Consider the following 25,040-nt stretch of genomic DNA (forward strand, 5'->3'; position numbering starts at 1 on the left):
AACAGGCGTTCAATGTTACTGAGGCGGCAGCAGCATCGGGAAGCGCCCGGTTTTAGTTCTCCTGAAGCGAGGTTGAGCTCTTGGTGTCGGCTGTATCCTGCGCCTGCGGCGGGGCGAAGGCGATCTCTTCTGTACGGCTGATGCTTCGCTTGATGGACTCCTTGTCCACACCAAGAAGCGAGGTCAGCCACATTCCGTTTTGTATCACCACAATGTCCGCTGCCCGTGCCCTGCATTCGTCCCAGGACATCCGGGGCTGGGCGTTCGAAACCAGTGCCGCGAGTCCATCGATGTAGCGGTCGAAGGCCGCAGCGTTGATCTGTGCGTAGTCCTCGTCTGCCTGCGCGAGGGCCCACAGGTGCAGGCGCAGGGACAGGTAGCGGGTGGTCAGCAGGTCAGCGGCCGCAACCCGCCACAACGCCTTGCGCAGCTGTTCGTCCGGGGCTGACGACGGGTCGGGTGCAACCAGCAGCAGGTCGTGCTCGTCCACCCGGCGAAGGGCTGCGCGGATCAGGCTTGTCTTATCGTCGTAGTAGTAGTTCACCAGGCCCAGGGCGACGCCCGCTTCCCGCGCTACCGCACGCATGCTCACGCCGGAAATACCGTGGCGGGAGAGCAGATCGAGCGCCGCTTCGAGAATGCGTGTCTGCCTGTCGATCTGTTCGCCATTGACGGTGTTTGTCCCCACCCCGCCACACTATTGCCAAACCCGCCACGAATGCACTTCCGGCGCAAGCAGGTGCCCGTCCGGGCCCGCCGCCTACTGCGGGCCCTCAGCCGGTGTCCACCCCAGAGCCGGCCCCAGGCTGCCCGCAATGTCGGTCAGGATCTGGACGTAATCTTCGTGGTCGAAGCTGAAGGGCAGGGCAAACGCCACCTCGTCGACTTCCTGGAATCCCGCGTGCGCGTACAGCTGGTCTGCGATTTCGTCACTGGTGCCGATGAGATCCGGGGCGAAGAGCATGCCCTTTGGCCCCTGCGGCGCCCGGGTGCGGGGAGTGCGTTCATCAACGTAGCGCTGGTACTTCTCCCGCTGGGCCGCCGACGCCGAATCCGTGGGGATCACCACCAGGCCCTGCGACACGCGGGCCGGCCCCTGTCCTTGTGCCTTGGCTGCCTCCCGGAAGGCACGGATCTGCGATTGCTGGACGAGGGCAAAGTCCGGCTCCTGGTCCGCTTCGGGGAAGACCACGCTGCTGGAGAGCAGGTTGAAACCGTTTGCACCGGCCCAGACGGCCGACTTCGTGCTGCCCGCCCCGTACCAAAGCCGGTCCCGCAGCCCGGGAGAGTGCGGCTCCACGCGGATAGAAAATTCCTCGACCACACCTTGCTTGCCGGAAAAGTCCCGCACCGCCTCCCCTGCAATCAAACGGGCCAGCCGATCCATCCTGGCGTAGCTGAAGTCCTCCACGTCGGAGGAATCCGGGTACAGCTCGTGCTTCACCGTGTCGTAGTGCATCGGTTCCCCCACGCTCAGCCCAGGATTGATCCGTCCCCCGGCGAGCAGGTCCACGGTGGCCAGGTCCTCGGCCAGGCGCAACGGGTTTTCCCAGCCCAGCGGTGTCACGGCTGTGCCAAGTTCGATCCGGGAGGTGCGCTGGCTGGCTGCAGCCATCACCGCGATGGGTGAGGAGATGCCGAACTGCAGGTGGCGGTGGCGCAGCCAGGCACTGTCGAATCCGAGCCGCTCGCCAAGTTCGATGATCTCCAATGTCGATTGGTGGCCCGGTCCAGGTTCCGCCGGATCGAACAGGCCGATCGTAAGGAACCCAAGCTTGTGCAAGGGGCGTGCGGGGTGGGGCATGGGCTTCCTCCATGATCGGGCTGGGATGCTACCCAGAATATGTGCCAGGACCTGGGGGCGTTGGCAACCAGAAGAATCCCCGCCTCGTTGTCAGGGCAAGGCGGGGATCCATTCGTCGGCAGGTCCGCTTACTTGTTGGGCAGGCCTGCCGGGTTCAGCTCGGACTTCTGGACGGCCTCGGATGACAGGCCCCAGCGGTCCAGGATCTTGGCGTATGTGCCGTTTGCAATCAGTTCGTTCAGCGCTGCCCGGGCGGCGACGGCCAGGCCGTTGTCCTTCTTGGTGGTGAAGGCGATTTGCGCGGTCAGCGGCCAGCCACCGTTGAGGGTGCCCACCTGCTTGCTCTTGCCATCCAGCGCGGCCTTGTAGGCAGAACCGGCATTGGGTCCGAACGTCAGGTCCGCACGGCCGGACTGCAGGGCCAGCGTGGAGGCGGAGTCGTCGTCGTAATACTGGAACTCAACCGGCTTCAAGCCGTTCTTCTTGTTCTCCTCGTCCCAGCGCACCAGGATGGCTTCCTGGTTGGTGCCGGAGCCAACAATGACGCGCTTGCCCGCAACATCCTTGGCCTCCTTGATCTCACCGATGTCCGAATCACTCTTTGCGTAGAAGCCCAGCAGGTCGTTCCGGTAGGTGGCGAAGTCGAACTTCTCCTTTCGGGCTTCGGTGACGGTCACGTTGGACAGCACGGCCTCGTACTTGGCGGACTCGATGCCCAGCGGCCAGTCAGCCCAGGCCACGGGAAGGACCTCCACGTCCAGGCCCAGCGTCTCGCCCACCGCGTAGGCGATGTCCACCTCGCTGCCGATGAGGGTCTTGTTGTCCGTGGCAAAGGTGCTGAGCGGGGCCGTGCCGCCGGTGCTCACCACGGTGAGTTTGCCATCGGCTTTGATAGCTTCGGGGACCAGCTTGGCGGCCTCGGAGTCAACGGAGACCTCGAAGCGGTCCTGCTGCGGGGAGAGGTTAAACGTCTTGCCTGCCGCGGTGGTGGAGGATCCCGACGTCGGTGCTGTCGCCGCCGTCGCGCCCGGATCAGCGCAGGCTGCCAGCCCCAGCAGCGCGGTGATGGTGAGGGCCACGGCAGCAGCCGAATTCGCCTTGAGAATGGGCATTATTCCTCCTTGGAAGGTGGTAGCGGATGCAACGGATTTGCTCGTTGCAGCAACTATCCGGCAGCGTGAGCCGCCGAATCAAAGGCGCTGAAACCCGGAGATACGGGGAGTAACGGCAGGTCACCGGAGGACCGCGGCGGTCAGATTCGGAAGCGGATACTCGGGGGAGAACCAAGTAGTGCCCATCGCCGAGTGCTTCAGAAAACGAGTACTTAAGCGGAAAAGACAGGTGTGCGATTACGCGTGTGCCGGGCGGGCAGCGCGGCCTACGGTGGGTCCAGGCAGCGGCCCGGGCGGGCCGCTTATTGGTCTCAACAGGAGTTCACATGCGCACAGCAGCATCAAAGTCTGTCCTTTCCCGCCGTCTCGCCGCAGCTGTTGTGCTGCCCGGACTCCTCACCACCAGCCTTGTGCTGGTCCAGCCGGCGGTTGCAGCAGGAACAACGTCGAATTCTTCTGTCTGCAGCGGTGTGGTGAACCAGTTGGCACACCGCGGGGCTATCCAGGAAAACCTCCTGAAGAACGCGGCGAAAAGGAACGCCGACGCCATCGCCAAGCTGACGGCAGAGCGGGAGGCTTTGCAGTTAACAGCAAATTCACTGACTACCGCGATCGCCGACACCAACAAGGCCATTGCGGACATTGAGGCGCAGGACAAAGCATTGACCGATCAGGAATCCGTCCTTTCTGCTCAGGTCGCCGAACTTGAGAAGCAACAGGCCACGCAGCAGGCTGCTTTCGACGCCACCACGGCTGAGCTGGGCAAGCTCCAGGGGCAGAAGTCCGACGCCGTGGACGAGTTGGGACCCCTGCAGGAAAAGCTCGCGGCTGCCGAAGCGGCAAAGGCCGGCCTTCAAAGCCAAGCTGACGAGTTGGCCGCTGTTCAGGCCGCGAACACCGAGGCCCTCACCGCTGCCCAGGCCCAGCTGGACTCGCTGGAGCAGGCAGCTCAAAAGGCTGCTGGAGATCTTGCCGCCAAGAATGAGGAGATTCAGGTTGCCCAGCGAGAGCTGGAATCATTGACCACAAAAGCAGAGCAGGCAGCTGCCGCTGTCCGGGCCGCGGACCAGGACGTAAGTCAGGCCCTGCAGGATTTGGCGGTCCTCGAGGCCGCTGGCATTGACGCGGGTGATGCGTTGGAAGCCCAGAGGGAAAAGATCGCTGCCGCGGAGAACACTTTGGCGGAAGCCCAAAGGGTTGAGGCTGCCGCAAGCGAGGCGGTCGCTGATAAGACAGGCGAGATCGCCGCCGCGCAGGGTGAGCTTGCATCTTTGCAGAGGGCCGCCGCCGATGCGAAAGCCGCCCTCGACGCCAAGAACGCTGCTATTGCCACAGCCCAGACAGATCTTGCCAAACTTCAGGCAGCCGCCGCTGCAGCAGCCAAGGAAGTCAATGACAACAACGCCAGCATTATCTCGGTCACGACCGAGATAACGGCACTCCAGGGACAAATCAGCACCGTCAACGGGCAAATAACTGCCAAACAGACTGAGATCACCAAAGCCCAAGGGGAGCTCACTGCGCTGCAGACACAAAAAACGACTCTGGAAGCAGACATTGCATTACTGAACGCTCAGATCGCAGCAATCAACAACAATGGCAAGACCAAAAAAGATCTCCAGGACCAGTTGCTCCTCAAGGAGGGGCAATTGGCCAAGGTCAATACCGACATCACGAGTAAGAACAACCAGATCTCCGGACTTAAGGGAGAGCTGACCACACTGCAGACCCAGGTCAACTCCTTGAACAGCCAGTTGTTGGCCAAGCAGCAGGAAAGCAGCGGCCTGCAATTGAAGGCAAAGCCCCTCCAGGACGTGCTGACGGCGGCAAACGCCGGGGTCGCTGCCAAGGAAGCTGAGATTGCGGCGCTTAAGTCGCAGGTCCCTGGGCTGCAGGATGCACTCAATCTGGCGAACGGTGCAGTTGTTGCCAAGCAAGCGGAGCTGACCACCCTCGAGAACGGGTTGCCGGCGCTGCAGGAGGCGGCCACGGCGGCGGCTGACGATGTAACTGCCCAGGAGAAGGTGGTGGCAGATCTGGAAGCGGCACTGCCGGCACTGGCGGGGAACGTCACCGAAGCCCAGGCAAACATCGCCAAACAGCGAGCGGTCCTGGAGGGTCTCCGGTCTACGTTGGCTGAAGCGCAAAAGGTGCAGGAAGATGCAGCCGCGGCAGTGGACGCCAAGAAGACTGATCTGGCAGGTCTGCAGGAGCAGCTCCCGGCCCTCCAGAAGGCAGTCGACGATGCCAACAAAGCAGTTGCCGACAAGACAACTGAGATCGGCTCGCTCAACAAGATTGGCGACAGCCTTATAGCGGAACTCACGGCGCTGAACGGTCAGATTGCGACGAAAGAAACCGAGATCCTCGGTTTGCAGGACCAAGTGAAGCCGCTGCTGGCCCTGCTCGACAAGCTCAACGGAGAAATCAGCGCCGCGGAGGCAAACCTCTCGTCCTTGCAGTCGCAGCTGACAACCCTCGACGGACAGCTCACGGCAGCCCAGACAAAGCTCCGGGAGGTGCAAACCCAGAAGGGCGTTAAAAAGGACGCCGTGGAGGCGCAGAGGACCGTGGTGGGCAACCTCCAGCTTCAGCTGGCAAAGGTGCAGGACCAGATCACGGCCATCGATCCGACCATTGCTAACGGCGGCTGCGCCTGATCTCATAAGGCGGTGCCCAACGGCGTGCGCCAAGGGAAGTGGCCCGGTCAACAGACCGGGCCACTTCCTTGCGAACAGAGCAGAACTAGCCCAGCGCCTTGATGACCTCCTTGGCCACGTCCTTACTGGACTGCGGGTTCTGGCTGGACCCTGCCGCTACTCGCCGGCGGCTTCCAGCTCAGCGTACGTATCGTCGTCGAGCGTGACGCCTGCAGCGGCCATATTCTCCTCGAGGTGCTTCACCGAACCGGTGCCGGGGATGGGCATCATCACCGGGGACCGGCGCAGCAGCCAGGCCAGCGCAACCTGCGAGGTGGTGGCGCCGAGGCGCTTGGCCGCCTCGTCCAGAGGCCCGCCGGGCTGCGCCAGCTCACCGGCCGAGATTGGCGCCCACGGAATGAAACCGATCCCGTTCTCCTCCGAGTACCGCAGCACGTCCTCCGAGCTCCGGTCCGTCAGGTTGTAGCGGTTCTGCACGGTGGAAACGGTGAAGTGCTTCCCGGCAGCTTCCAGTTCCGCAACGCTCACCTGCGAGAGGCCCAGCGCCCGGACCTTGCCCTCGTCCTGGAGCTCGCGGAGCACACCAAACTGCTCCTCGGCGTCCACCTTGGGATCGATCCTGTGCAACTGCAGCAGGTCCAGGCTGTCCACCTTGAGCTTGCGCAGGCTCAGTTCGGTCTGCTGGCGGAGGTATTCCGGCCGGCCAACGGGGATCCACTTGCCGGGACCGGTCCGCGTGAAGCCCACCTTCGTGGCAATCTTCAGCCCGTCCTTGTACGGGTATAGCGCTTCGGCGAGGATCTCCTCGCTGATGTTCGGGCCGTAGGAATCTGCGGTGTCGATGAAATCAACGCCAAGGTCCACGGCGCGGCGGACCACGTCCACGGCGGCCTGGCGGTCGGCGGGCTCACCCCAGATGCCGTCGCCCACGATGCGCATGGCACCAAAACCGAGCCGGTGCACGGTTCCGAGGTCCTTCAGGTCAATCGTTGCGGACAATTCCAGCTGGTGCGTTGTCTCAAGGCTCATAGGGGCGGCAACCTCCTCAGCCTGCTGAGTATTCCGCAAGTCACAGAAATAAGCCGGCATCCGCCGTCGTTATACAAACTGTGCCCGCCGCAACCCGGCCGGCACCTTCCCGCGAAACGTTCTGAAAGGCCGCACTTACCGTGACTCTTCCCCTCTCCATCCTTGACCTGGCAACCATCGGCAAGGGCCAGACGGCGGCGGAGAGCTTCGCGGGCAGTGTGGCCATGGCGCAGAGCGCTGAGAAACTGGGCTACCGGCGCGTCTGGTACGCCGAACACCACAACATGTCCTCGATCGCCTCCTCCGCAACAAGCGTGTTGATCGCCCACGTTGCCGCGCACACCGAAAGCATCCGGCTCGGCGCCGGCGGCGTGATGCTGCCCAACCACTCACCGCTCACCATCGCCGAGCAGTTCGGCACCCTGGAGACCCTGCATCCGGGCCGGATCGACCTGGGCCTGGGCCGCGCTCCGGGCAGCGATCAGAACACCATGCGCGCCCTGCGGCGGGACCCGATGTCCGCAGACAGCTTCCCCCAGGACGTCCTGGAACTGCAGGGCTACCTCACTGGCCCCACCCGGATCCAGGGCGTTGAAGCCACCCCGGGCAAGGACACGAACGTTCCGCTGTACATTTTGGGCTCTTCCCTGTTCGGCGCCCGGCTGGCCGCCCAGCTGGGGTTGCCGTACGCGTTTGCCTCGCACTTCGCCCCCAACGCGCTCCAGGATGCCGTGGCACTTTACCGGCGCGAGTTCAAGCCCTCGGCACAGCTGGATGCGCCGCACGTCATCGCCGGCGTGAACGTGATCGCCGCGGATTCCGCCTCCGAGGCGCAGGCCATGATGCAGGCCACCAAGCGTGCCCGGGTGTCCTTGTTCTTCGGCGGGGGCCGGGAGTTCACGGACGATGAAGCGGACATGATCCTCGATTCCCCGCAGGGCCAGCACGTCTCGCAGATGATGACTTACTCAGCGGTGGGCACACCCGACGTTGTCCTCGATTACCTGGACGGATTCGGCCGGCACGCCGACGCCGATGAACTCATCGTGGCGCACCAGAGCACCGGCACCGAGGCCCGGCTGCGGTCCGTGGAACTCCTGGCCGAGGCTGCCGGGCTGGTGCGGGTCTGATTCATAGGCCCGCCGCCGCTGTGTCACGCACGGCACCTTCTTAGGGGAAGCACGACGGCGGGTTCCCCGGTTCGGCGTGGCGGGCACCGCCGTCGCGGTCCAAAAGGCTGCCCTGTGTGACGGCGCTGGAGCTTTTCCGCCGGACTTTTACACATACGCAATGAAGGGGACTTTCGGGGGAAACCGCCGGGGCTGAGCATTGGAACTGCCCCCTTGGGAATCGCTGGGATTCCCAGGCGGGGCACCAACCGGTAGTCCGCAGGCAATCCAGCGGCTGAGTTACCGGCCTGGTTCTGCCTCTAAGGGGTACACGGATGCCGACGCCCTTGAACCAAAGCGTGGCCGATTCCGCGCTGCTCACCCGCTCCCTCCCGCTGGAGATGCTGCGCGCATTTGTCCAGTCGGATGCGGCGAATAACGGGCTGACGCCCGCCCTCCTCGCGGAACTAAAAGTACTGGCCCGCGTCCCCGGGCTGCTGGTGGCCTGCAACTACGGCGGCACGCTGTGCGACGCCGAAGGCATCTCGACTGAAATTCTTCCACTGGGCAACGCGGCCATTGCCCTGCGCGCCCTGGCAGCGTTGCCCAACACCCATGCGGCGATCATTTCGGGGCGCTCGCTCCGGGACCTTGCCGCCGTGTCGCGCCTTCCGGTGGAGGTGCACCTCATTGGTTCGCACGGCGCGGAATCGGATATGGGATTCGCGCACGGCCAGACCCTCGCCACCGAATCGGCCCTGCAGAAGGTCAATGCCGCTCTTAATGAGGCCGTGGGTTTCCAAAAGGGCATCTGGATTGAACGTAAACCAGTGGCCGTTTCCGTCCACACCCGGCCGGCGCCGCCGGACGTTGTGGAGTCCGTAACGGAAACCGCCAGGGAGATCGCCCGGGTCCACGGCCTGTTCTTTATCGTGGACGGTTCCGTGCTGGACCTGTCCGTTGTGGAACCGTCCAAAGCGGAGGCGCTGGAAACACTCCGGTCCCGGCTGGGAGCCAGCGCAGCCATGTTCGCCGGGGATGCCTACAGTGACGAGCTCGCCATCGCCACCCTGCGGGGGCCGGACCTGGGGCTGCACGTAGGCCCGAGGGAGACCGCCGCCGCGCACCGTGTCCGCGACCCGGAATCCTTCGCGCGGGTCCTCGCCCTCCTCTTCGAACTGCGGCGGGCCTGGCTGTTCGGCGAGGACGCCGTGGGCCTGGAACGTCACTCGATGATCGGCAACGGCTCCTCCACCGCGCTGCTGACACCGGACGCCAAGATCTGCTGGATGAGCCACCCCCTGCCGGACTCGGGGTCACTGTTTGCGCACATCCTGGGCGGCGACGCAGCCGGCCACTTCTCGGTGGAACCGGTCAAGGCCTCCCAGGTGCTGGGGCAGCGGTACGTGGACAGCACCATGATTGTGGAAACCCGGTGGGCGGACGTCACGGTCACGGACTACCTGGAGCCTGCCCCGGACGGTATCACCAGCCTGGTCCGGGTGCTTTCCGGGCACGGAGCCGCCAGGATTGTCTTTGCTCCCCGGCCGGACTACGCGAACGCGCCGTTCAGCATGGAAGCACGCGGCGGCGAGGTGCACGTGGTGGGCACGTCGGAACCGATCATCCTCTTTGCCCCCGGTGTCACGTTCAGTATTACCTCGGACGGGCGGCACGCCACGGCCACGGCGTCCGTGAACCTTCAAGATGGTCCCGTGGTGCTCAACCTGCGCTGTGGTGACACCGAGCCGCAGCCCGCAGACCCCCACGGGGAGACGGAGCGGCGGGCCGGGGTGGCCCTGCAGGCCCGGCAGTGGGTGCAGCGGCTTGCCCTGCCTTCCGTTAAGCCTTCCCTGGTACGGCGGTCGGCCTTGGTGCTCCGCGCCCTGGTGCACGAACCCACGGGCGCCGTCCTCGCGGCCCCCACCACCTCCCTGCCTGAGGGAATTGGCGGAACCAGGAACTGGGACTACCGGTACTGCTGGCTGCGGGACGGGTCAATGACCGTCAACGCGCTGGTGGACCTCGGCTCCACAGCGGAGGCCGTCGGATTCCTCGCCTGGCTGGGCCGGATCCTCGAACACGCACCCGGTCCCGAATGGCTGCACCCCCTTTACTCGGTGACCGGTGCACCGCTTTCCACGGAAGCCGTCGTGGACAGCCTCCCCGGATACGCCGGCTCGCGCCCGGTGAGGATTGGCAATGCCGCAGACCACCAGGTCCAGCTGGACGTTTTTGGACCGGTTGCGGAACTGATCCATACCCTCAGTGAGCGGGAGGGTGCGCTCGCGGACGGCCACTGGGAACTGATGGTCCAGATGGCCTCGGCCGTCCTGGCCCGCTGGCATGAACCCGACCACGGTATCTGGGAGGCCCGGCGGGCGGCCCGCCACCACGTGTATTCCAAGGTGATGTGCTGGGTGACCCTGGACCGGGCATTGCGGACAGCTGCCCGGCACGGCCGGGAGCCGGACCCGGCATGGGCGGTGATGGCTGGCACCATCCGTGAGGAGGTGCTGCACGAGGGCTGGGATGAGTCGGCAAAGTCCTACACCGTGGCCTACGACAGCCCGGACCTTGACGCCGCCGTCCTGCACATCGGCCTCTCCGGCCTGCTGGACGTCACGGACCAGCGCTTCCTGGACACCGTCACTGCGGTGGAGCGGGAGCTGCGGGTGGGGCCCACCGTTTTCCGGTACAGGTACGACGACGGCCTGCCGGGCCTGGAGGGCGGGTTCCACATCTGCACCACCTGGCTTATCGAAGCGTACGTGGCGGTGGGCCGCATCGATGAGGCGTGGGACCTGTTCGACCAGCTGGTGAACCTTTTCGGCCCCACCGGGCTGCTGCCGGAGGAGTACGATCCCGGCACGGAGACCCATCTGGGAAACCATCCGCAGGCGTACTCGCACCTGGGCTTCATCCGTTGCGCCAGGCTCCTGGACGAACACCAGGGCAGAAGATAGGCGGTGTCCGTTATGGGTACCTAGAGTGGAGGTAACAGGGACCCAAAAGACTGAAACGAGACTGATGATGACCGCCCGCACCCAGGGAGTGGGGTTCCGTTCTGAACGCGGCCCCATCCTGATTGCCCTGATGCTGTCCACCGGGCTGGTGGCCATTGATTCCACCATCGTGGCCACTGCCGTGCCGTCGATCGTCCGCGACGTGGGCGGATTCGAGTCGTTCCCGTGGCTTTTTTCGGCGTACTTGCTGGCCCAGGCCGTTTCGGTGCCCATCTACGGCAAACTGTCGGACATGGTGGGGCGCAAGCCGATCATCCTGGCGGGCATCGGGCTGTTCCTGCTCGGTTCCGTACTCTGCGGGATCGCCTGGAGCATGCCCACGCTGATCGCCTTCCGGGCTCTGCAGGGACTCGGTGCAGGCGCCGTACTGCCGGTATCCATCACCATCGCAGGGGATATCTACTCCCTGGAAGAGCGCGCGAAGGTCCAGGGCTACCTGGCCAGCGTATGGGCTGTCTCCTCGGTGGTGGGCCCGAGCCTGGGCGGGATCTTCTCCTCTCTGGGAATCTGGCGCGGGATCTTCCTGGTCAACGTCCCGTTGTGCCTGCTGGCCGGCTGGATGCTGTTCCGGACCCTGCACGAAAACGTTGAGCGTGCCAGGCACCGGGTGGACTACGCCGGTGCGGCCCTCTTGGCGGTTTCACTCGGCCTGCTGATCCTTGGTGCCCTCCAGGGCGGCCAGGGGTGGGCATGGGACTCGCCCGTCAGTATTGGCATCTTTGCGGTGGGCGCGGTTCTGCTGGCCGTGTTTTTGGTGGTGGAGCGGCGGGCAGCAGAACCGGTGCTGCCGTCCTGGGTGGTATCGCGGCGGCTGCTTGGCACCACCGCGCTGGTGTCTTTCGGCGTGGGGGCAGTGATGATCGGGCTGACCTCCTATGTGCCCACGTTCCTGGAAGGGGCGCTGAACACCTCACCGCTCATTGCCGGCCTCGCGCTCGCGGCACTTACTCTGGGCTGGCCCATCAGTGCGTCGCAGGCTGGCCGGTTCTATCTGCGGATCGGGTTTAAGGCCACGGCATTGATCGGGATCTGCATTACCGTGGCGGGCCTGCTGGTCCTGGCGCTCACGGCAGCCACTCCCAACGTGATACTGGTGGCCACCAGCTGCTTCGTGGTGGGACTCGGCCTGGGGCTCGTTGCCACACCCACGCTGATCTCTGCCCAGTCCAGCGTTTCCTGGAATGAGCGCGGCGTGGTCACCAGCACCAACATGTTCGCCAGGTCCATCGGAAGCGCACTAGGTGTAGCCGTGTTCGGCGCGGTAGGGAATGCGGTTTACGCGAACACCGCCGGCGAAGGCGACGCACCCGCCGTGGTGGCCGCTTCCGGCGCGGTCTTCCTGGCGGCGCTCGTGGGCGGCGCCCTTACCGTGGCGGCGGTGCTGGCGATGCCGGCAGTGAAGGCCGGTGCCACTGACGGGACAGCCCCGGCCACTCCCCAGGACAACTCCCAGCCGGACCCTGACGCGGAAGGCAGCCGCAGCAGCGCTGACACGTAACGGGAAGCAGCCAGGACCTAGCGGGAAGCGCGGAAGATATCCGGCGCCGCGCGGGTGCCGGTGGCGAGGTCCGCGAGGATCCGGCCTACTACGGGGGTGAACTTGAACCCGTGCCCGGAGAACCCGGCGCCGATCACCACGGGGCCGATCCGGTCCAGGATGAAGTCCTCGTCCGGAGTGGTGGTGTAGGTGCAGCTGATGGCCTCGAACGAATCCGGGTCAACGCCCGGCAGCCACGTCCGCGCATAATCCTGCAGGGCCGCGAGCTGCACGGGTTCCGGCTGGAAGGAGCGCCGGTCCGGATCCACCAGCGGGCCCACACCGTGCCAGCCCGCCTTGATCCCCTCGCCGGGGGTCTGCATCCCGTACACGGGGGAGTACCAGTTCTTGTATTCCCGGCTGGTGCCGGGCATGTGGTTGAACCCGGGCCAGACGGCACCGGCATCAGCCACCCGAAAGTGCGCCGGCTGCTCCTGGGTGACCCGCAACGTCGGAATCCGGAGACCTGCGCCGGAAGCACCGAGGAGTTTCTCCGTCCAGCCGCCGGCCGTGGCCACCACCTGGGCGGCGGTGACCACCTCGGTACCGGTGCCGGACTCCAAGGCCAGCCGGACGCCGTCGTCCATCACCTGGAACTCCACAACTTTGGTGTGGTGCCGGATCTCGGCACCGCGGGCCGCGGCGAGACGTTGGAAGACGGGGAGCGCCGCTTCGGGGTTGAGCTGGCCGCCGTCGGGCATGTGGAGCGCCTGCTGGTCGAAGCGGATGCCGCGCCAGCGTTCGCCTGCCTCCGCGGGGGACAGGAACTCGGCCCGGATGCCTGCCTCGTTCAGCGCCGCGGCCACGTCGGGAAGGCGCGGGTCCGGGCCGTGGTTGACGATCCCCGTGCGGGCCAGCAGCGTCTCGCCGCTGTCCTGCTCCAGCTCATCCCACAGGGCCAGCCCCTCCGCGAGCATGGCCACGTATTCGGGTCGGTAGTAGCCGGGGTTCAGGTTGCGGGTGGTGCCGTGCGAGGCGCCGATCTTGTGCCCGGGTCCGAACTGCTCCACGAGCGTCACCTGCCGGCCGCGGCGGGACAGCGCCCAGGCGGCCGCCGATCCCATGGCCCCGCCGCCGATCACCACGGTGTCCAGCATCTTGTCCATCAAACTCCCATCAAGTCAGCAGCAGCGCTACGCCAATCATCGCCGGAACGGCCACAACGGTTGTAATCAGCACGGTGTCCTTGGCGACGGTGAGGCCGGTCTTGTAGCGGCTGGCGGCCACAAAGACGTTCTGCGCGGTGGGCAGCGCGGACGTGACCACCACGGCGAACAGCGCGTGCCCTTCCATGCCCAGCGCGAATCGGGCGAAGAGATATGCAAGCGCCGGCTGGACGGCCAGTTTGAAACCGCTCGCCAGCAGAGTGTCCAGCCGCCGGCCCGCGGCGGCCTGCAGCGGGCGGGTGCCGTTCAGGCTCATGCCGAAGGCAATCAGCATGGCCGGAATCGCAGCCCCGCCGATCAAGTGGATCGGCTCCATCACCAGGGGCGGAACCTGCCAGCCCGTGCCCGCCACCACCAGGCCCAGCGCGGAGCCCACAATCATGGGGTTGCGCAGGATCATCACCACAAAATTCAGCGGTGTGGTGCGGTGGGCGCTGGTGCTGGAGTCCAGGATCATCAGGAACAGCGGCGTGAAGAAGGCCAGCTGGAAAATCAGCAGCGGCGCCACATAGCTGGCGTCGCCCAGAACATATACCGCGATGGGAATACCGAGGTTCGCGGAGTTGGCGAGTGAGGCGGCCATCGAGCTCATCAGGGACTCGGGCAGGGAGCGCTTGAGCCAGAACTTGGCGATGCTGAAGAAGATGGCGGCTGTAGCGATGGCGGCAGCCGCTGTGACCAGCAGGGGTGCGGCGAAGACTTCGGCGAGGCGGGCCTTGCTCAGCGTTTCGAAGAGCAGCGCGGGGCTGGCCACAAAGAAGGTGAGGGAGCTGAGGACCTGGCGGGCGTTCTCACCCAGGATTTTCCGCCGGCCAACGAACCAGCCCACCAGGATGATGCACCACACCACAAAGAAACCGGCCAGTACACCTAGCAAGGGACCACCGGTGGCTTATCCCCCCGGGCGCGGCGGAAGTGGGTACCGGGACGCACGCTCCGGTTAGACGGTGGCGTTGTTAAGCGCGAAAGGGGGGCGCATCATCCCGGGAGTGAGGCCCTCGGCGGGGTCATTGCCCAGCTGGATGATCCGGTTGTTTTCGTCCACGTGGACCACCCGCGGTTCATAGGCCTTGGCCTCTTCGGTGGTCATCTGGGCATAGGTGATCAGGATGACGAGGTCGTTCTCGTGCATGAGGTGTGCCGCTGCACCGTTGATGCCGATCACGCCGGAACCACGCTCGCCGGCAATCGTGTAGGTCTCGAGCCGTGCGCCGTTGGTGATGTCCACAATGGACACGAGCTCACCGGGCAGGATATCGGCGGCCTCGAGCAGGTCCAGGTCCACGGTGACGGAACCTACGTAGTGCAGGTCGGCGTGCGTGACGGTGGCCCGGTGGATCTTGGACTTGAACATTGTTCGATTCATAACGGCATCAGTCTAGCGCCGGGCGCTCAACGGCGCAGTGACGCAGGGAACAGTGACGCTTAGCCCCCTTGGAAGGACACATACGACGGCGGCCGGTCACCCGGCGTCGTTCCTTGCCACCGCCGCGGCTGCTGCAGCGAGCGTCTCCCGCGCGGCCAGGATGGCCGGCCGCTGGGCGCTTGAGCGCCGGACGGAGGTAAAGACGGTGCGGTGCGGCTTGCCCGGAAGCTCCAGCAGCTGGGCTGTGGTGCCACGGCCGGTCCACACCAGGTCCGGCATCAGGGCCACAGCGTTGCCGGACTCGATCAGGCGGGCCTGGGCCTGCAGGTCCGCGGTTTCGAAGCGTACGTCAGGCTCAAAGCCGGCGCTGCGGCAGGCCTGCTCGGCCCAATGGCGGGATGCAGCCCCCCTCGGTTCCATGACCCAAGCGAGCTCCGCGGTGTCCTCCAGCGAACGAATGGAGGGGACGCCGTCGGACGCCGGGGGAACAGCCAGCCGGATGGCATCGGTGGTCAGCTTAACGCGGTCCAATTGCGGATAGCGCGGGGCGGCATGGCCCGGATACTGTTCGGCAATAACCAGATCGAAGTCGCGCGCCCACGTTTCGTGCAGCGCCGTTTCGGGCTCGCGCTGGATCATTTCGATGCGGACCTCGGGGTAGGCCTTGGCCATCCTCGTCAGGGTGTCCGGCATCAGGGCCAGGGCCGCGGACTGGAAAACCGCGATCCGGACTGTCCCCGTGACGGTGGTCAGGGAAGCGGCGAGGTCCGCCTCGGCCTGCTCCATTGTTTCGAGCAGGTTCGCAGTATGCGCCACCAGCACTTCGGCCTGCGGCGTGAGCTGGACCCGCCTCCCGGTTTTACGGAGCAGTTCCACGCCCACTTCCTTCTCGAGCAGGGCAAGCTGCTGCGATACGGACGACGGGCTGTACTGCAGTGCCTCGGCCACCTCCGCCAGCGTCCCCCGGATGCTTAATTCCCGGAGCAGGCGGAGCCGGCGGACGTCAAGCATAAGGAAATCCTTACCGGAACTAATGAATATAGGTTAGAAGTAGTCACTTTATCTAACGCAAGCACCCTTGCATACTGTTGGGACCGAGTTACCCCCGTCACAAGCGATTCTTCGCGCGCCGTGACGGGGAAGCACCCAAGCAGGAGTTCCTGATGAGCAGTAGAGACATGACCCAGTCGATCATGCGGCGCAAACCGATCGATGACATCGAGGAAGAAAACAAACACAGTGGCCTCTTCAAGTCACTCGGGCTGTGGCAGCTGACGGCAATCGGCGTCGGCGGCATCATCGGCGTCGGCATCTTCTCCCTTGCCGGACTGGTGGCCGCTGGAAGTGAAAGCAGTCCCGGGGTGGGGCCCGCGGTGCTGATTTCCTTCCTGATCGCAGGCCTCGCCTCAGCGGCCGCGGCGCTTTCCTACGCAGAGTTTGCCGGCATGATTCCCCGCGCCGGCTCTGCCTACACCTACGGCTACGTTGCCCTCGGCGAGGTGATCGGCTGGTTCATCGGCTGGGATCTGCTGCTCGAATACATCGCCATCGTGGCTGTGGTGGCCATCGGCATCTCCGGCTACTTTGATGCGTTCCTGTCCGGCATCGGTATCCACATGCCGGTCTGGATGACGTCCACTCCCGATGAAGGCAAGGGCGGCATCGTCAACATCCCGGCCATCGCTGTCTGCTTGATCGTCACTTGGATCCTGTCCCGCGGCACCAAGGCCTTCGGCCGGTTCGAGCTGGTGGCTGTTGCCATCAAGGTCATCCTGATCCTCTTCATCATCGGCCTGGGCATCTTCTACATCGATACCAACAACTACAACCCGTTTATGCCCAGTGGTTTTGGCCCGGTCCTGGCCGGCTCGGCAACGGTGTTCTTCGCGGTGTTCGGCTACGACGCGATGAGTACGGCGGCAGAAGAAGCCACCGACGGCAAGAAGCACATGCCCAAGGCCATCATCCTGTCCTTGATCATCGCGATGCTCCTCTATGTAGCCGCAACCCTGGTTTTGACGGGCATGCAGAACTACAAGGACATTGACCCGAAGGCCGGCTTTGCCTCAGCCTTCACCGGTGTTGGCCTGCCGATCATCGCCACCATCATCTCCGTGTTCGCCGTGCTGTCCATCCTGACCGTGATGCTGACGTTCCTCCTGGGTGTCACCCGCGTCTGGTTCTCCATGAGCCGCGACGGTCTCCTGCCGGGCTGGTTCGCCAAGACCGACCGCCACGGCACCCCGCAGCGCGTCACGTGGATTGCCGGTATTGCCTCGGCCCTGCTGGCCGGCGTCTTCCCGATCAAGGCGGTGGCCGACCTGACCAACATCGGCATCCTGGCCGCATTCGTCGTCGTCTGCCTTTCGGTGATCATCTTCCGGTACAAGCGCCCGGACGCCCCCCGCTCGTTCCGGCTGCCGCTGATGCCCCTGGTTCCGGCGTTCGGCGTCCTGGCCTCTGCGTTCCTGATGTTCCAGCTGCACTGGGAAACCTGGCTGCGGTTCGGCATCTGGCTCGTTGTTGGCCTGGCCATCTACTTCTTCTACGGCAAGCGGAACTCGCTGATGAACCCCAACAGCCCGCGGCACGAGGAGATCGTGGAGATGCACCGCCCCATCGGCTGACCCGCCTCTTCCAGTCACTGGCAGGCCGTCCCGCCCCATTTTGCTCCATCACTTTTGGTCCCCAAGCACCCGTTTTGAGGACCAAAAGTGATAGGGCAACGGGGGAGGGCGGCCTGCCTTTTTCGTGCTTAAGAGGTGTGTGGCGGCGCTTTTAGAAGCATTGGTTTTTCTAACCTGTATTGCTTAGAAAAGATCGCTTTATCTTATGTGAGTAGAAGCTCATACTGGTGGAAAGACCTCCTCCCACAGCAAAGAAGGATCGGGAAAACCATGACCCACGTTGCAATGGAACCAGCAACTTCAGCCGGTACCGCACCGCAGACTGTCGACGTCGACGTCCCCCAGGCGAAGGCCCTCGCCAATGACGCAGTGGCCCTGGTCCGGCACTGGCTTACCGAGGCCGCCAAGGTCCCGGTGGATGCCTCCGCACAGCAGCTCGCCGGCGTCCTCAAGGACCCCAACGGCCTGGAGTTCACGGTCGGCTTCGTGGACGGCGTGGTCCGCCCCGAGGACCTGAATGTGGCCGCCCGCAACCTTGCAGCACTCGCGCCTAAAGTACCTGCCTTCCTTCCCTGGTACATGCGCCGCGCCGTCCAGCTCGGTGGGACCATGGCCCCCGTCATGCCGCAGGTTGTAATCCCCGTCGCCCGCAAGGTCCTGCGCGAGATGGTGGGCCACCTGATCGTGGACGCCACCGACGCCAAACTGGGCCCGGCCATCGCCAAGATCCGCAAGGACGGCATTAAGCTCAACGTCAACCTCCTCGGCGAAGCGGTCCTGGGCGAGCACGAGGCCTCCCGCCGGCTCGAAGGCACCCACACCCTGCTGGCCCGCCCCGACGTCGACTACGTTTCCATCAAGGTCTCCTCCACCGTTGCACCGCACTCGCCCTGGGCCTTCGACGAAGCGGTGGAACACGTCGTCGAGAAGCTCACCCCGCTTTTCCAGCGCGCCGCCTCTTTCGGCCGGAACGGCGGGAAGGCCAAGTTCATCAACCTGGACATGGAGGAGTACAAGGACCTGGACATGACCATCGCGGTCTTCACCCGGATCCTGGACAAGCCCGAGTTCAAGGACCTGGAAGCCGGTATTGTGCTCCAGGCCTACCTCCCCGACGCGCTCTCGGCGATGATCCGGCTGCAGGAGTGGGCTGCCGAGCGCCGGACCAACGGGGGTGCCGCCATCAAGGTCCGCGTGGTCAAGGGCGCCAACCTGCCCATGGAGCAGGTGGAAGCGTCCCTGCACGACTGGCCGCTGGCCACCTGGGGCAGCAAGCAGGACTCGGACACCAGCTACAAGAGCGTCATCAACTACTCCCTGCACCCGGAGCGGATCAAGAACATCCGCATCGGCGTCGCCGGCCACAACCTGTTCGACATCGCTTTCGCCTGGCTCCTGGCCAAGCAGCGCGGCATCGCGGATACCGCACAGCAGAGCATCGAGTTCGAAATGCTCCTTGGCATGGCGCAGGGCCAGGCCGAAGCTGTCAAGAAGGATGTCGGGTCGCTGCTGCTTTACACCCCGGTGGTGCACCCGGCCGAGTTCGACGTCGCCATCGCCTACCTGATCCGACGCCTCGAAGAGGGCGCGAGCCAGGACAACTTTATGTCGGCAGTCTTCGAGCTGAGCGAAAACGAGGTCCTGTTCGAGCGCGAGAAGCAGCGCTTCCTGGCCTCGCTCGCCGCGCTGGACAACACCGTTCCGCTGCCGAACCGCCGGCAGGACCGCAACCTGCCGCCGCAGCCCCTGCCGCACGATTCATTCAAAGACACCCCGGACACGGACCCGTCCCTGCCCGCCAACCGCGGCTGGGGCCGGGCCATCCTGGAGCGCGTCCCGTCCTCCACCCTGGGCAACGCTTCCGTGGCAGCAGCTTCCATCAAGGACGAGGCCGCCCTCAACGCCGTCATCCAGACCGCCGTGGAGAAGGGCAAAGCCTGGGGCGCCCTGTCCGGCGCCGAGCGTGCGGAGATCCTGCACCGTGCCGGCGAGGTCCTGGAGGCCCACCGTGCGGACCTGCTTGAGGTCATGGCCAGCGAAACCGGCAAGACCATCGACCAGGGCGATCCCGAAGTCAGCGAAGCGGTGGACTTTGCCCACTACTACGCCGAGTCCGCGCGGAAGCTGGACACGGTCGACGGCGCCACGTTCGTCCCGGCCAAGCTCACCGTTGTGACGCCGCCGTGGAACTTCCCGGTCGCCATCCCCGCAGGGTCCACCCTTGCGGCACTCGCCGCCGGCTCCGCCGTCGTCATCAAGCCGGCCAAGCAGGCCGCGCGAAGCGGCGCCGTGATGGTGGAGGCGCTGTGGGAAGCCGGTGTGCCCCGAGACGTGCTCACCATGGTGCAGCTGGGCGAGCGTGAACTCGGCAAGCAGCTGATCTCGCACCCGGCCGTGGACCGCGTGATCCTGACCGGCGGCTACGAAACCGCCGAGCTGTTCCGGTCCTTCCGCCAGGACCTGCCGCTCCTTGCCGAGACCAGCGGTAAGAACGCCATCATCGTCACCCCCAGCGCAGACCTGGACCTGGCGGCCAAGGATGTTGCCTACTCCGCGTTCGGTCACGCCGGACAGAAGTGCTCCGCCGCTTCACTGGTGATCCTGGTGGGCTCGGTGGCCAAGTCCAAGCGGTTCCACAACCAGCTGATCGACGCCGTCACGTCCCTGAAGGTGGGCTACCCGGAGGACCCCACCAGCCAGATGGGCCCGATCATCGAGCCCGCCAACGGCAAGCTCCTCAACGCCCTTACCACCCTCGGCGAAGGCGAAAACTGGGCCGTTGAACCGAAGAAGCTGGACAACACCGGCCGGCTCTGGAGCCCGGGCGTGCGCTACGGCGTCAAGCGCGGTTCCTACTTCCACCTGACCGAGTTCTTCGGCCCGGTGCTGGGTGTGATGACCGCCGACACGCTCGAAGAGGCTATCGCCATTCAGAACCAGATCGAGTACGGCCTCACCGCTGGACTGCATTCCCTGAACTCCGAGGAGCTCGGGATCTGGCTGGATTCCATCCAGGCCGGAAACCTGTACGTGAACCGGGGCATCACCGGCGCCATCGTGCAGCGCCAGCCGTTCGGCGGCTGGAAGAAGTCAGCCGTCGGTGCCGGCACCAAGGCAGGCGGGCCCAACTACCTGGCCGGACTGGGCGACTGGATTCCGGCCGCCAGCACCGCCGACGCCGCTGTTACGAACCCCGGAGTCCGCCGGATCATCAACGCCGCCGGTGCAGCCCTGGAGCCTGCCGAGCTGGAGTCCGTGCAGCGGGCGCTGGCATCGGACGCCCAGGCCTGGGCTGAGGAATTCGGCACCGCCAAGGACGTGTCCGGCCTCAGCGCGGAACGCAACATCTTCCGCTACCGGAGCCTGCCGGTCACCGTACGGCTCTCCGAGGGTGCGCCGCTGGCGCACCTGGTCCGGACAGTGGCAGCCGGCGTCCTGGCCGGGTCGGCACTGACAGTCTCCTCCGCCGTCGAACTTCCCGCGCAGCTTCGCCCGGTGCTGACGGCTCTGGACATCGAAGTGAGCGTGGAGTCCGACGCCGAATGGCTGGCTTCCGCGGAACACCTCGCCTCAGCGGGCAAGCTGTCCGGCGCACGCATCCGCCTGATCGGCGGTGACGCCGCCGCGCTGGCCAAAGCCACCGGCGGCCGTCCCGATCTTGCCGTCTACGCCCACGCGGTCACCGAGGCCGGACGGGTCGAGCTGCTGCCGTTCCTGCACGAGCAGGCCGTCAGCATCACAGCCCACCGGTTCGGCACACCCAACCACCTCTCGGACGCCCTGATCTAGTTCACGCCTCAAGGGCACAAATAAGGTCCGGTGGTTAGGCTGGTCGAAACCTCGATTTCGATCAGCTCAACCACCGGACCTGTTTAAATTCCGTCAGCCCAGGTACCAGCCGGGCGGTGTCCAGGTCACGGGAACGCTGTGGGCGGAGAACTGTTCGCAATGGGTGCAGGTGTAGGCGACTTCGCCCAGAGTGGCCACGCTGCCATCCCGCCGGTACGTCGGGGGAATATAGGACTCGAGGTAGACAAATTCATCGGTGCGGCAGGTGTCGCAGGTAGGCTTTCCCACATATCCGGTGTCCGTGGTGGCTATCCCGGAGCCGAGTGTTGAACTGCGGGTGGCCGGTGGACGCAGGGTGTTGTGCTGGCGCGCGTGGGTGGAGCTGAGGTGGGTGTTCCTGGCTGTCGTCATTGGCTGCCTGTCCCGAGCACGCTGGAACCTGGCACGCAGGAACATGCTCGTGTTAGTGAACCGGCCATCTGCTTGACCTTGGGAAAATCAGCATAGGCGATGCAACCTTCCGACATCAATGGAGACCGGGTTGTCTTCCTTTGTCCGCGGCCTTAACATTCGGCTCCCCGTCCGGGGATTGAGGATTTCCCAGGAAGGTGCGCAGCGCCGCTATCCAAGGTTCAAACGCGTCAAGGTGGCCGTCGTGCGACGCTGCCGGGAGGTCTACCCGCAGCGTACCCGGCCGGGAGGACACGAATGCAGCTTTCTCTTCCTCAGAAAACATTCCATTTTCGCCATAGATCACCAGCGTCGGTGCGCTCACCGCCTGCCATTCCTGCCAGCGCGGCTGGATCAGTCCGTCCATGGTGCCGGCCATGACGTCAGGGTGGAAGCGGGGCCAGTATCCCGCGGCTGTCTCTTTGAGGTCATCGGCCCAGGCCTCCGCAAGCGGCCCCGCTCCCAGGAACTCTCGAGCGGCCGTGCGGCTGGAGAACGGGACGGGCCAGGAGCGGAAGAATTCCCCGAGCTGCATGTTCTCCACCTGACTGCTTCCCCCAGCGCCGCTCTCGAGCAGCACGAGCCTGGAAACCAGGTCCGGCCGCTTCGCGGCAACCAGCATCGCGGTGTGGCCGCCGAGGGACTGGCCAACCAAGGCGACAGGAGCGGCCGCCGCAGTCTCAATCACGTGGGCGACGTCGGCCACGAACACGTCGCGCGAGAGGTCGACAGGCCTGGTCGTGCTTCGGCCGTGGCCGCGCAGCTCCAGCAGAATAGTCCGGAATCCGGTCAAGGCGCGGGCAGTTGGGAAGAATTCCTTGGCACCGCCTGCCAGCCCATGCAGGATCACCACCGGCGGGCCTTGCCCACCGGTATCGAAGTAGTTGATCTGGACGCCGCTGCCCACATCAAGGAGATGCTGCTTCCCCACTCGAATCCCCCTGTTCTTGTGATGGCTTGCCTCGCAGATTCCAAGCCTAGGCCGGACGGTTGATGGTCCTGCCCACAATGGATTGCGTCAGGGCGTCGATGACTTCGGAGTTGGCCAGCGGGTTCCGGATCAGAGTGAAGTCCACATCACCCACGGCCGGCAGGTCAAAGCGGCGGGTGATGATCTTCAGGTCCTCCGGCACCAGGGATGACGGCATGACGGCCACTCCGATTCCGGCGCGGACAGCGGCCAGCACGCCGCTGATCTGGCGGGTGGTGCAAGTTATGCGCCAGGTCCTGCCGTGGGATTCCAGCGCGTCGATGGCAAGTTTCCGGCTCAGGCTGGGTGAGGGGTAGGCGATCAGCGGGACGGGCGCCCCGGGCTCGAGCACGGTCTGTTCCTGTCCCACCCAGGAGAAGGAATCATGCTGGACCACGGTGCCGTCCTTGGCCCCGGCCACCCACTTCACAAACACGAGGTCCAGTTGGCCCGCGTTGAGTTTCCGGTAGAGCTGGTCGCTCTGGCCCACTGTCAGTTCCAGGTTGATCTGCGGATAGACCTGCCGGAACTCGCGAAGGATCCTCGGCAGTCCGGTAATGGCCAGGTCATCGGCAGTCCCGAAGCGCAGCCGGCCCCGCATGGCGGAACCCGAGAAATACCGGGCGGCAGCATCGTGGGCGGAGAGGATGTTCCGGGCAAACCCGGCCATGGCATCGCCGTTATCCGTGAGGCGGACGTCCCGGGTGTCCCGGGTGACCAGCACCCGCTTGGCCGCCGTTTCAAGCTTGCGGACGTGCTGGCTGACGGTGGGCTGGGCCAGGCCCAGCCGCTCAGCTGCCTTGGTGAAACTGAGGGTTTCGGCCACCGCCAGGAAAGAGCGCAGCTGGGCGGGTTCAAACACTGAGGACTCCAAGGGCATGAGTGCGGACATCGGAAGCATTGCGGTTCGCAATACGAGTTATAGGGACAATACGTCTCCATAATCCGTTGCCCCAGCCTAGCGTTAAGGGCATCCCGGACCGACCCCAATTTGAGGACACTCCTGTGGCACCCCCACTGCCGTCATCGGCAACCGTCACCCAGCCCGTCATCGACTCAGCCACCTCCGCGCCGCCGCCGGACCACCAGACCCAGCCCCTCGCCGTCGTCCCTGAACGCCTGCCGTGGAAGCACACCTTTATCTCGCTGACGGTACCCAACTTCAGGATCTTCGCGATTGGGCACTTCATTGCCGTCATCGCGATCTGGATGCAGCGCATTGCCCAGGACTGGATGGTCCTGCAGCTCTCCGGATCCGTGACTGCGGTGGGCTTCACCGTGGCGCTGCAGTTCCTGCCCTCCCTCCTGCTCGGACCGTGGGGAGGCATGATCGCAGACCGGTTTGCCAAGCGGAAGATCCTCATCCTGTGCCAAAGCATGGCCGCGCTCCTGGCCGGGGCCCTCGCCATCCTTGCACTGACAGGAGCCGTTCAGGTGTGGCACGTCTATGTCATTGCGCTGGTCCTCGGCCTGGTCACCGTGCTGGACCAGCCGGCCCGGCAGGTGTTCGTCAACGAACTGGTAGGACCGACCTACCTCCGCAACGCGATCAGCGTGAACTCCACCACCTTCCAACTGGGCGGCCTCATTGGTCCTGCCTTGGCCGGGTGGCTTCTCACCGCAGTCGGTGCAGGGTGGGCTTTCGCCGGCAACGCCCTCGCGTGCTGCTCCACAGTGGTCATGCTCCTGATCCTGCGCAAGAACGAGTTGTTTGTCAGCGCCCCCGCCCCAAAGAGCAAGGGGATGCTGCGCGAAGGATTGAGCTATGCCCTCAGCAAGCCCACCATCTACTGGCCGTGGCTGATGGCGGGGTTCATTGCGGTGTTCGCCATGAGCCTGCCCGTGGTGCTGGCCGCGTTTGCCGACCACGTCTTCGACGTTGGGGCCGGAGGCTACGGACTCCTGAACGCCCTCGTCGCGCTGGGAGCCCTCGCCGGAGCAGTGGCATCCACCCGGCGGCGGCACCTGAGGCTGCGTTCGGTGGTGTTCTGCGCCGGGATGTACGGACTGATGCTCTGCCTCGCGTCCATCGCTCCGTCCATGCCCGTGTTCGGCGCCGTGATGGTGCTGTCCGGATTCTGGTGCCTGATGTTCCTGACCGGATCCAACCAACTGGTCCAGGTGAGCTCGAACATGCGGATCCGGGGCCGCGTCATGAGCCTGTACATCATGGTGCTGATCGGTGGCCAGGCCATCGGCGGGCCGATGCTCGGCTGGCTGTCCGAGCACGTCACCCCGCACGCAGCACTGCTGGTGGCCGGGGGAGTCCCCGCGCTCGCCGCCCTGACGGTCGCCGTCATTCTGGCCAGGAAGGGCTCACTGCTGCTGAGGGTCAGCCTCAAGGACCGCCGCCACCCCGTGAGCATCGTCAGCAAGGCAACGGCGGCCTGACCGG

The 25,040-nt window shown here is 65.1% G+C and carries 18 protein-coding genes; 7 read left to right on the forward strand and 11 right to left on the reverse strand.

The window, feature by feature from the left end:
* Nucleotides 1–52: 52 nt before the first annotated feature.
* The 3 genes from QF038_RS00325 to QF038_RS00335 form a co-directional block, all read right to left on the reverse strand.
* Nucleotides 53–688, reverse strand: coding sequence for a TetR/AcrR family transcriptional regulator (locus tag QF038_RS00325; RefSeq protein WP_307607617.1), 636 nt, complete (start codon nucleotides 686–688; stop codon nucleotides 53–55).
* 72 nt (nucleotides 689–760) lie between these two features.
* Nucleotides 761–1,804, reverse strand: coding sequence for an LLM class flavin-dependent oxidoreductase (locus tag QF038_RS00330; protein ID WP_307607619.1), 1,044 nt, complete (start codon nucleotides 1,802–1,804; stop codon nucleotides 761–763).
* Between the two features lie 128 nt (nucleotides 1,805–1,932).
* Entirely contained in the window at nucleotides 1,933–2,916 is a 984-nt protein-coding gene (locus QF038_RS00335) for an ABC transporter substrate-binding protein (protein WP_307607621.1), read from the reverse strand.
* Nucleotides 2,917–3,242: 326 nt separating this feature from the next.
* On the opposite strand from QF038_RS00335, the gene QF038_RS00340 reads away from it, so the two are divergent.
* Nucleotides 3,243–5,576 (forward strand): chromosome segregation ATPase, encoded by a 2,334-nt coding sequence (locus tag QF038_RS00340; protein ID WP_307607623.1) that lies wholly within the window; start codon nucleotides 3,243–3,245, stop codon nucleotides 5,574–5,576.
* A 156-nt stretch (nucleotides 5,577–5,732) separates the two neighbouring features.
* Here the strand turns inward: QF038_RS00340 and QF038_RS00345 are convergent, their stop codons facing one another.
* Nucleotides 5,733–6,605, reverse strand: coding sequence for an aldo/keto reductase (locus tag QF038_RS00345; protein ID WP_307607625.1), 873 nt, complete (start codon nucleotides 6,603–6,605; stop codon nucleotides 5,733–5,735).
* Between the two features lie 140 nt (nucleotides 6,606–6,745).
* Here QF038_RS00345 and QF038_RS00350 point away from each other — a divergent pair, with 140 nt between their 5' ends.
* From QF038_RS00350 to QF038_RS00360, 3 genes are all read left to right on the forward strand, one after another.
* Nucleotides 6,746–7,735, forward strand: a complete 990-nt coding sequence (locus tag QF038_RS00350; RefSeq protein ID WP_307607627.1) for an LLM class flavin-dependent oxidoreductase — start codon at nucleotides 6,746–6,748, stop codon at nucleotides 7,733–7,735.
* 314 nt (nucleotides 7,736–8,049) lie between these two features.
* Nucleotides 8,050–10,680 (forward strand): trehalase-like domain-containing protein, encoded by a 2,631-nt coding sequence (locus QF038_RS00355; RefSeq protein ID WP_307607630.1) that lies wholly within the window; start codon nucleotides 8,050–8,052, stop codon nucleotides 10,678–10,680.
* Between the two features lie 64 nt (nucleotides 10,681–10,744).
* Nucleotides 10,745–12,238, forward strand: coding sequence for an MFS transporter (locus QF038_RS00360; protein WP_307607632.1), 1,494 nt, complete (start codon nucleotides 10,745–10,747; stop codon nucleotides 12,236–12,238).
* 17 nt (nucleotides 12,239–12,255) lie between these two features.
* Here QF038_RS00360 and QF038_RS00365 read toward each other — a convergent pair whose 3' ends face one another.
* The 4 genes from QF038_RS00365 to QF038_RS00380 form a co-directional block, all read right to left on the reverse strand.
* Nucleotides 12,256–13,383 carry an FAD-dependent oxidoreductase gene (locus tag QF038_RS00365; RefSeq protein WP_307607634.1) on the reverse strand — a complete coding sequence of 376 codons (1,128 nt, stop codon included), beginning with the start codon at nucleotides 13,381–13,383 and terminating at the stop codon, nucleotides 12,256–12,258.
* A gap of 10 nt (nucleotides 13,384–13,393) precedes the next feature.
* The gene (locus QF038_RS00370) at nucleotides 13,394–14,320 is read right to left on the reverse strand and encodes an AEC family transporter (RefSeq protein WP_307607636.1); all 927 of its coding nucleotides are present in this window, start codon (nucleotides 14,318–14,320) and stop codon (nucleotides 13,394–13,396) included.
* 63 nt (nucleotides 14,321–14,383) lie between these two features.
* Nucleotides 14,384–14,809, reverse strand: coding sequence for an aspartate 1-decarboxylase (gene panD, locus QF038_RS00375; protein WP_307607638.1), 426 nt, complete (start codon nucleotides 14,807–14,809; stop codon nucleotides 14,384–14,386).
* A gap of 96 nt (nucleotides 14,810–14,905) precedes the next feature.
* Nucleotides 14,906–15,820 (reverse strand): LysR family transcriptional regulator, encoded by a 915-nt coding sequence (locus QF038_RS00380; protein ID WP_307607641.1) that lies wholly within the window; start codon nucleotides 15,818–15,820, stop codon nucleotides 14,906–14,908.
* A 152-nt stretch (nucleotides 15,821–15,972) separates the two neighbouring features.
* Here QF038_RS00380 and QF038_RS00385 point away from each other — a divergent pair, with 152 nt between their 5' ends.
* Together QF038_RS00385 and QF038_RS00390 are read left to right on the forward strand one after the other, a co-directional pair.
* On the forward strand, nucleotides 15,973–17,436 hold the full coding sequence (locus QF038_RS00385; RefSeq protein WP_307607643.1) for an amino acid permease: 1,464 nt from the start codon (nucleotides 15,973–15,975) through the stop codon (nucleotides 17,434–17,436).
* A 270-nt stretch (nucleotides 17,437–17,706) separates the two neighbouring features.
* The gene (locus QF038_RS00390) at nucleotides 17,707–21,225 is read left to right on the forward strand and encodes a bifunctional proline dehydrogenase/L-glutamate gamma-semialdehyde dehydrogenase (protein WP_307607645.1); all 3,519 of its coding nucleotides are present in this window, start codon (nucleotides 17,707–17,709) and stop codon (nucleotides 21,223–21,225) included.
* Nucleotides 21,226–21,318: 93 nt separating this feature from the next.
* On the opposite strand, the gene QF038_RS00395 is transcribed toward QF038_RS00390, so the two are convergent.
* The 3 genes from QF038_RS00395 to QF038_RS00405 all read right to left on the reverse strand — a co-directional run bounded on the left by QF038_RS00395 (nucleotide 21,319) and on the right by QF038_RS00405 (nucleotide 23,507).
* The gene (locus QF038_RS00395) at nucleotides 21,319–21,636 is read right to left on the reverse strand and encodes a hypothetical protein (RefSeq protein WP_307607648.1); all 318 of its coding nucleotides are present in this window, start codon (nucleotides 21,634–21,636) and stop codon (nucleotides 21,319–21,321) included.
* 115 nt (nucleotides 21,637–21,751) lie between these two features.
* On the reverse strand, nucleotides 21,752–22,606 hold the full coding sequence (locus QF038_RS00400; RefSeq protein WP_307607650.1) for an alpha/beta fold hydrolase: 855 nt from the start codon (nucleotides 22,604–22,606) through the stop codon (nucleotides 21,752–21,754).
* 46 nt (nucleotides 22,607–22,652) lie between these two features.
* Nucleotides 22,653–23,507 carry a LysR substrate-binding domain-containing protein gene (locus QF038_RS00405; RefSeq protein WP_091421809.1) on the reverse strand — a complete coding sequence of 285 codons (855 nt, stop codon included), beginning with the start codon at nucleotides 23,505–23,507 and terminating at the stop codon, nucleotides 22,653–22,655.
* Nucleotides 23,508–23,650: 143 nt separating this feature from the next.
* On the opposite strand from QF038_RS00405, the gene QF038_RS00410 reads away from it, so the two are divergent.
* On the forward strand, nucleotides 23,651–25,036 hold the full coding sequence (locus QF038_RS00410) for an MFS transporter (RefSeq protein WP_307607653.1): 1,386 nt from the start codon (nucleotides 23,651–23,653) through the stop codon (nucleotides 25,034–25,036).
* The last annotated feature ends 4 nt before the right edge of the window (nucleotides 25,037–25,040 follow it).

The sequence above is a fragment of the Pseudarthrobacter sp. W1I19 genome, from assembly GCF_030817835.1.
Classification (GTDB): Bacteria; Actinomycetota; Actinomycetes; order Actinomycetales; family Micrococcaceae; genus Arthrobacter.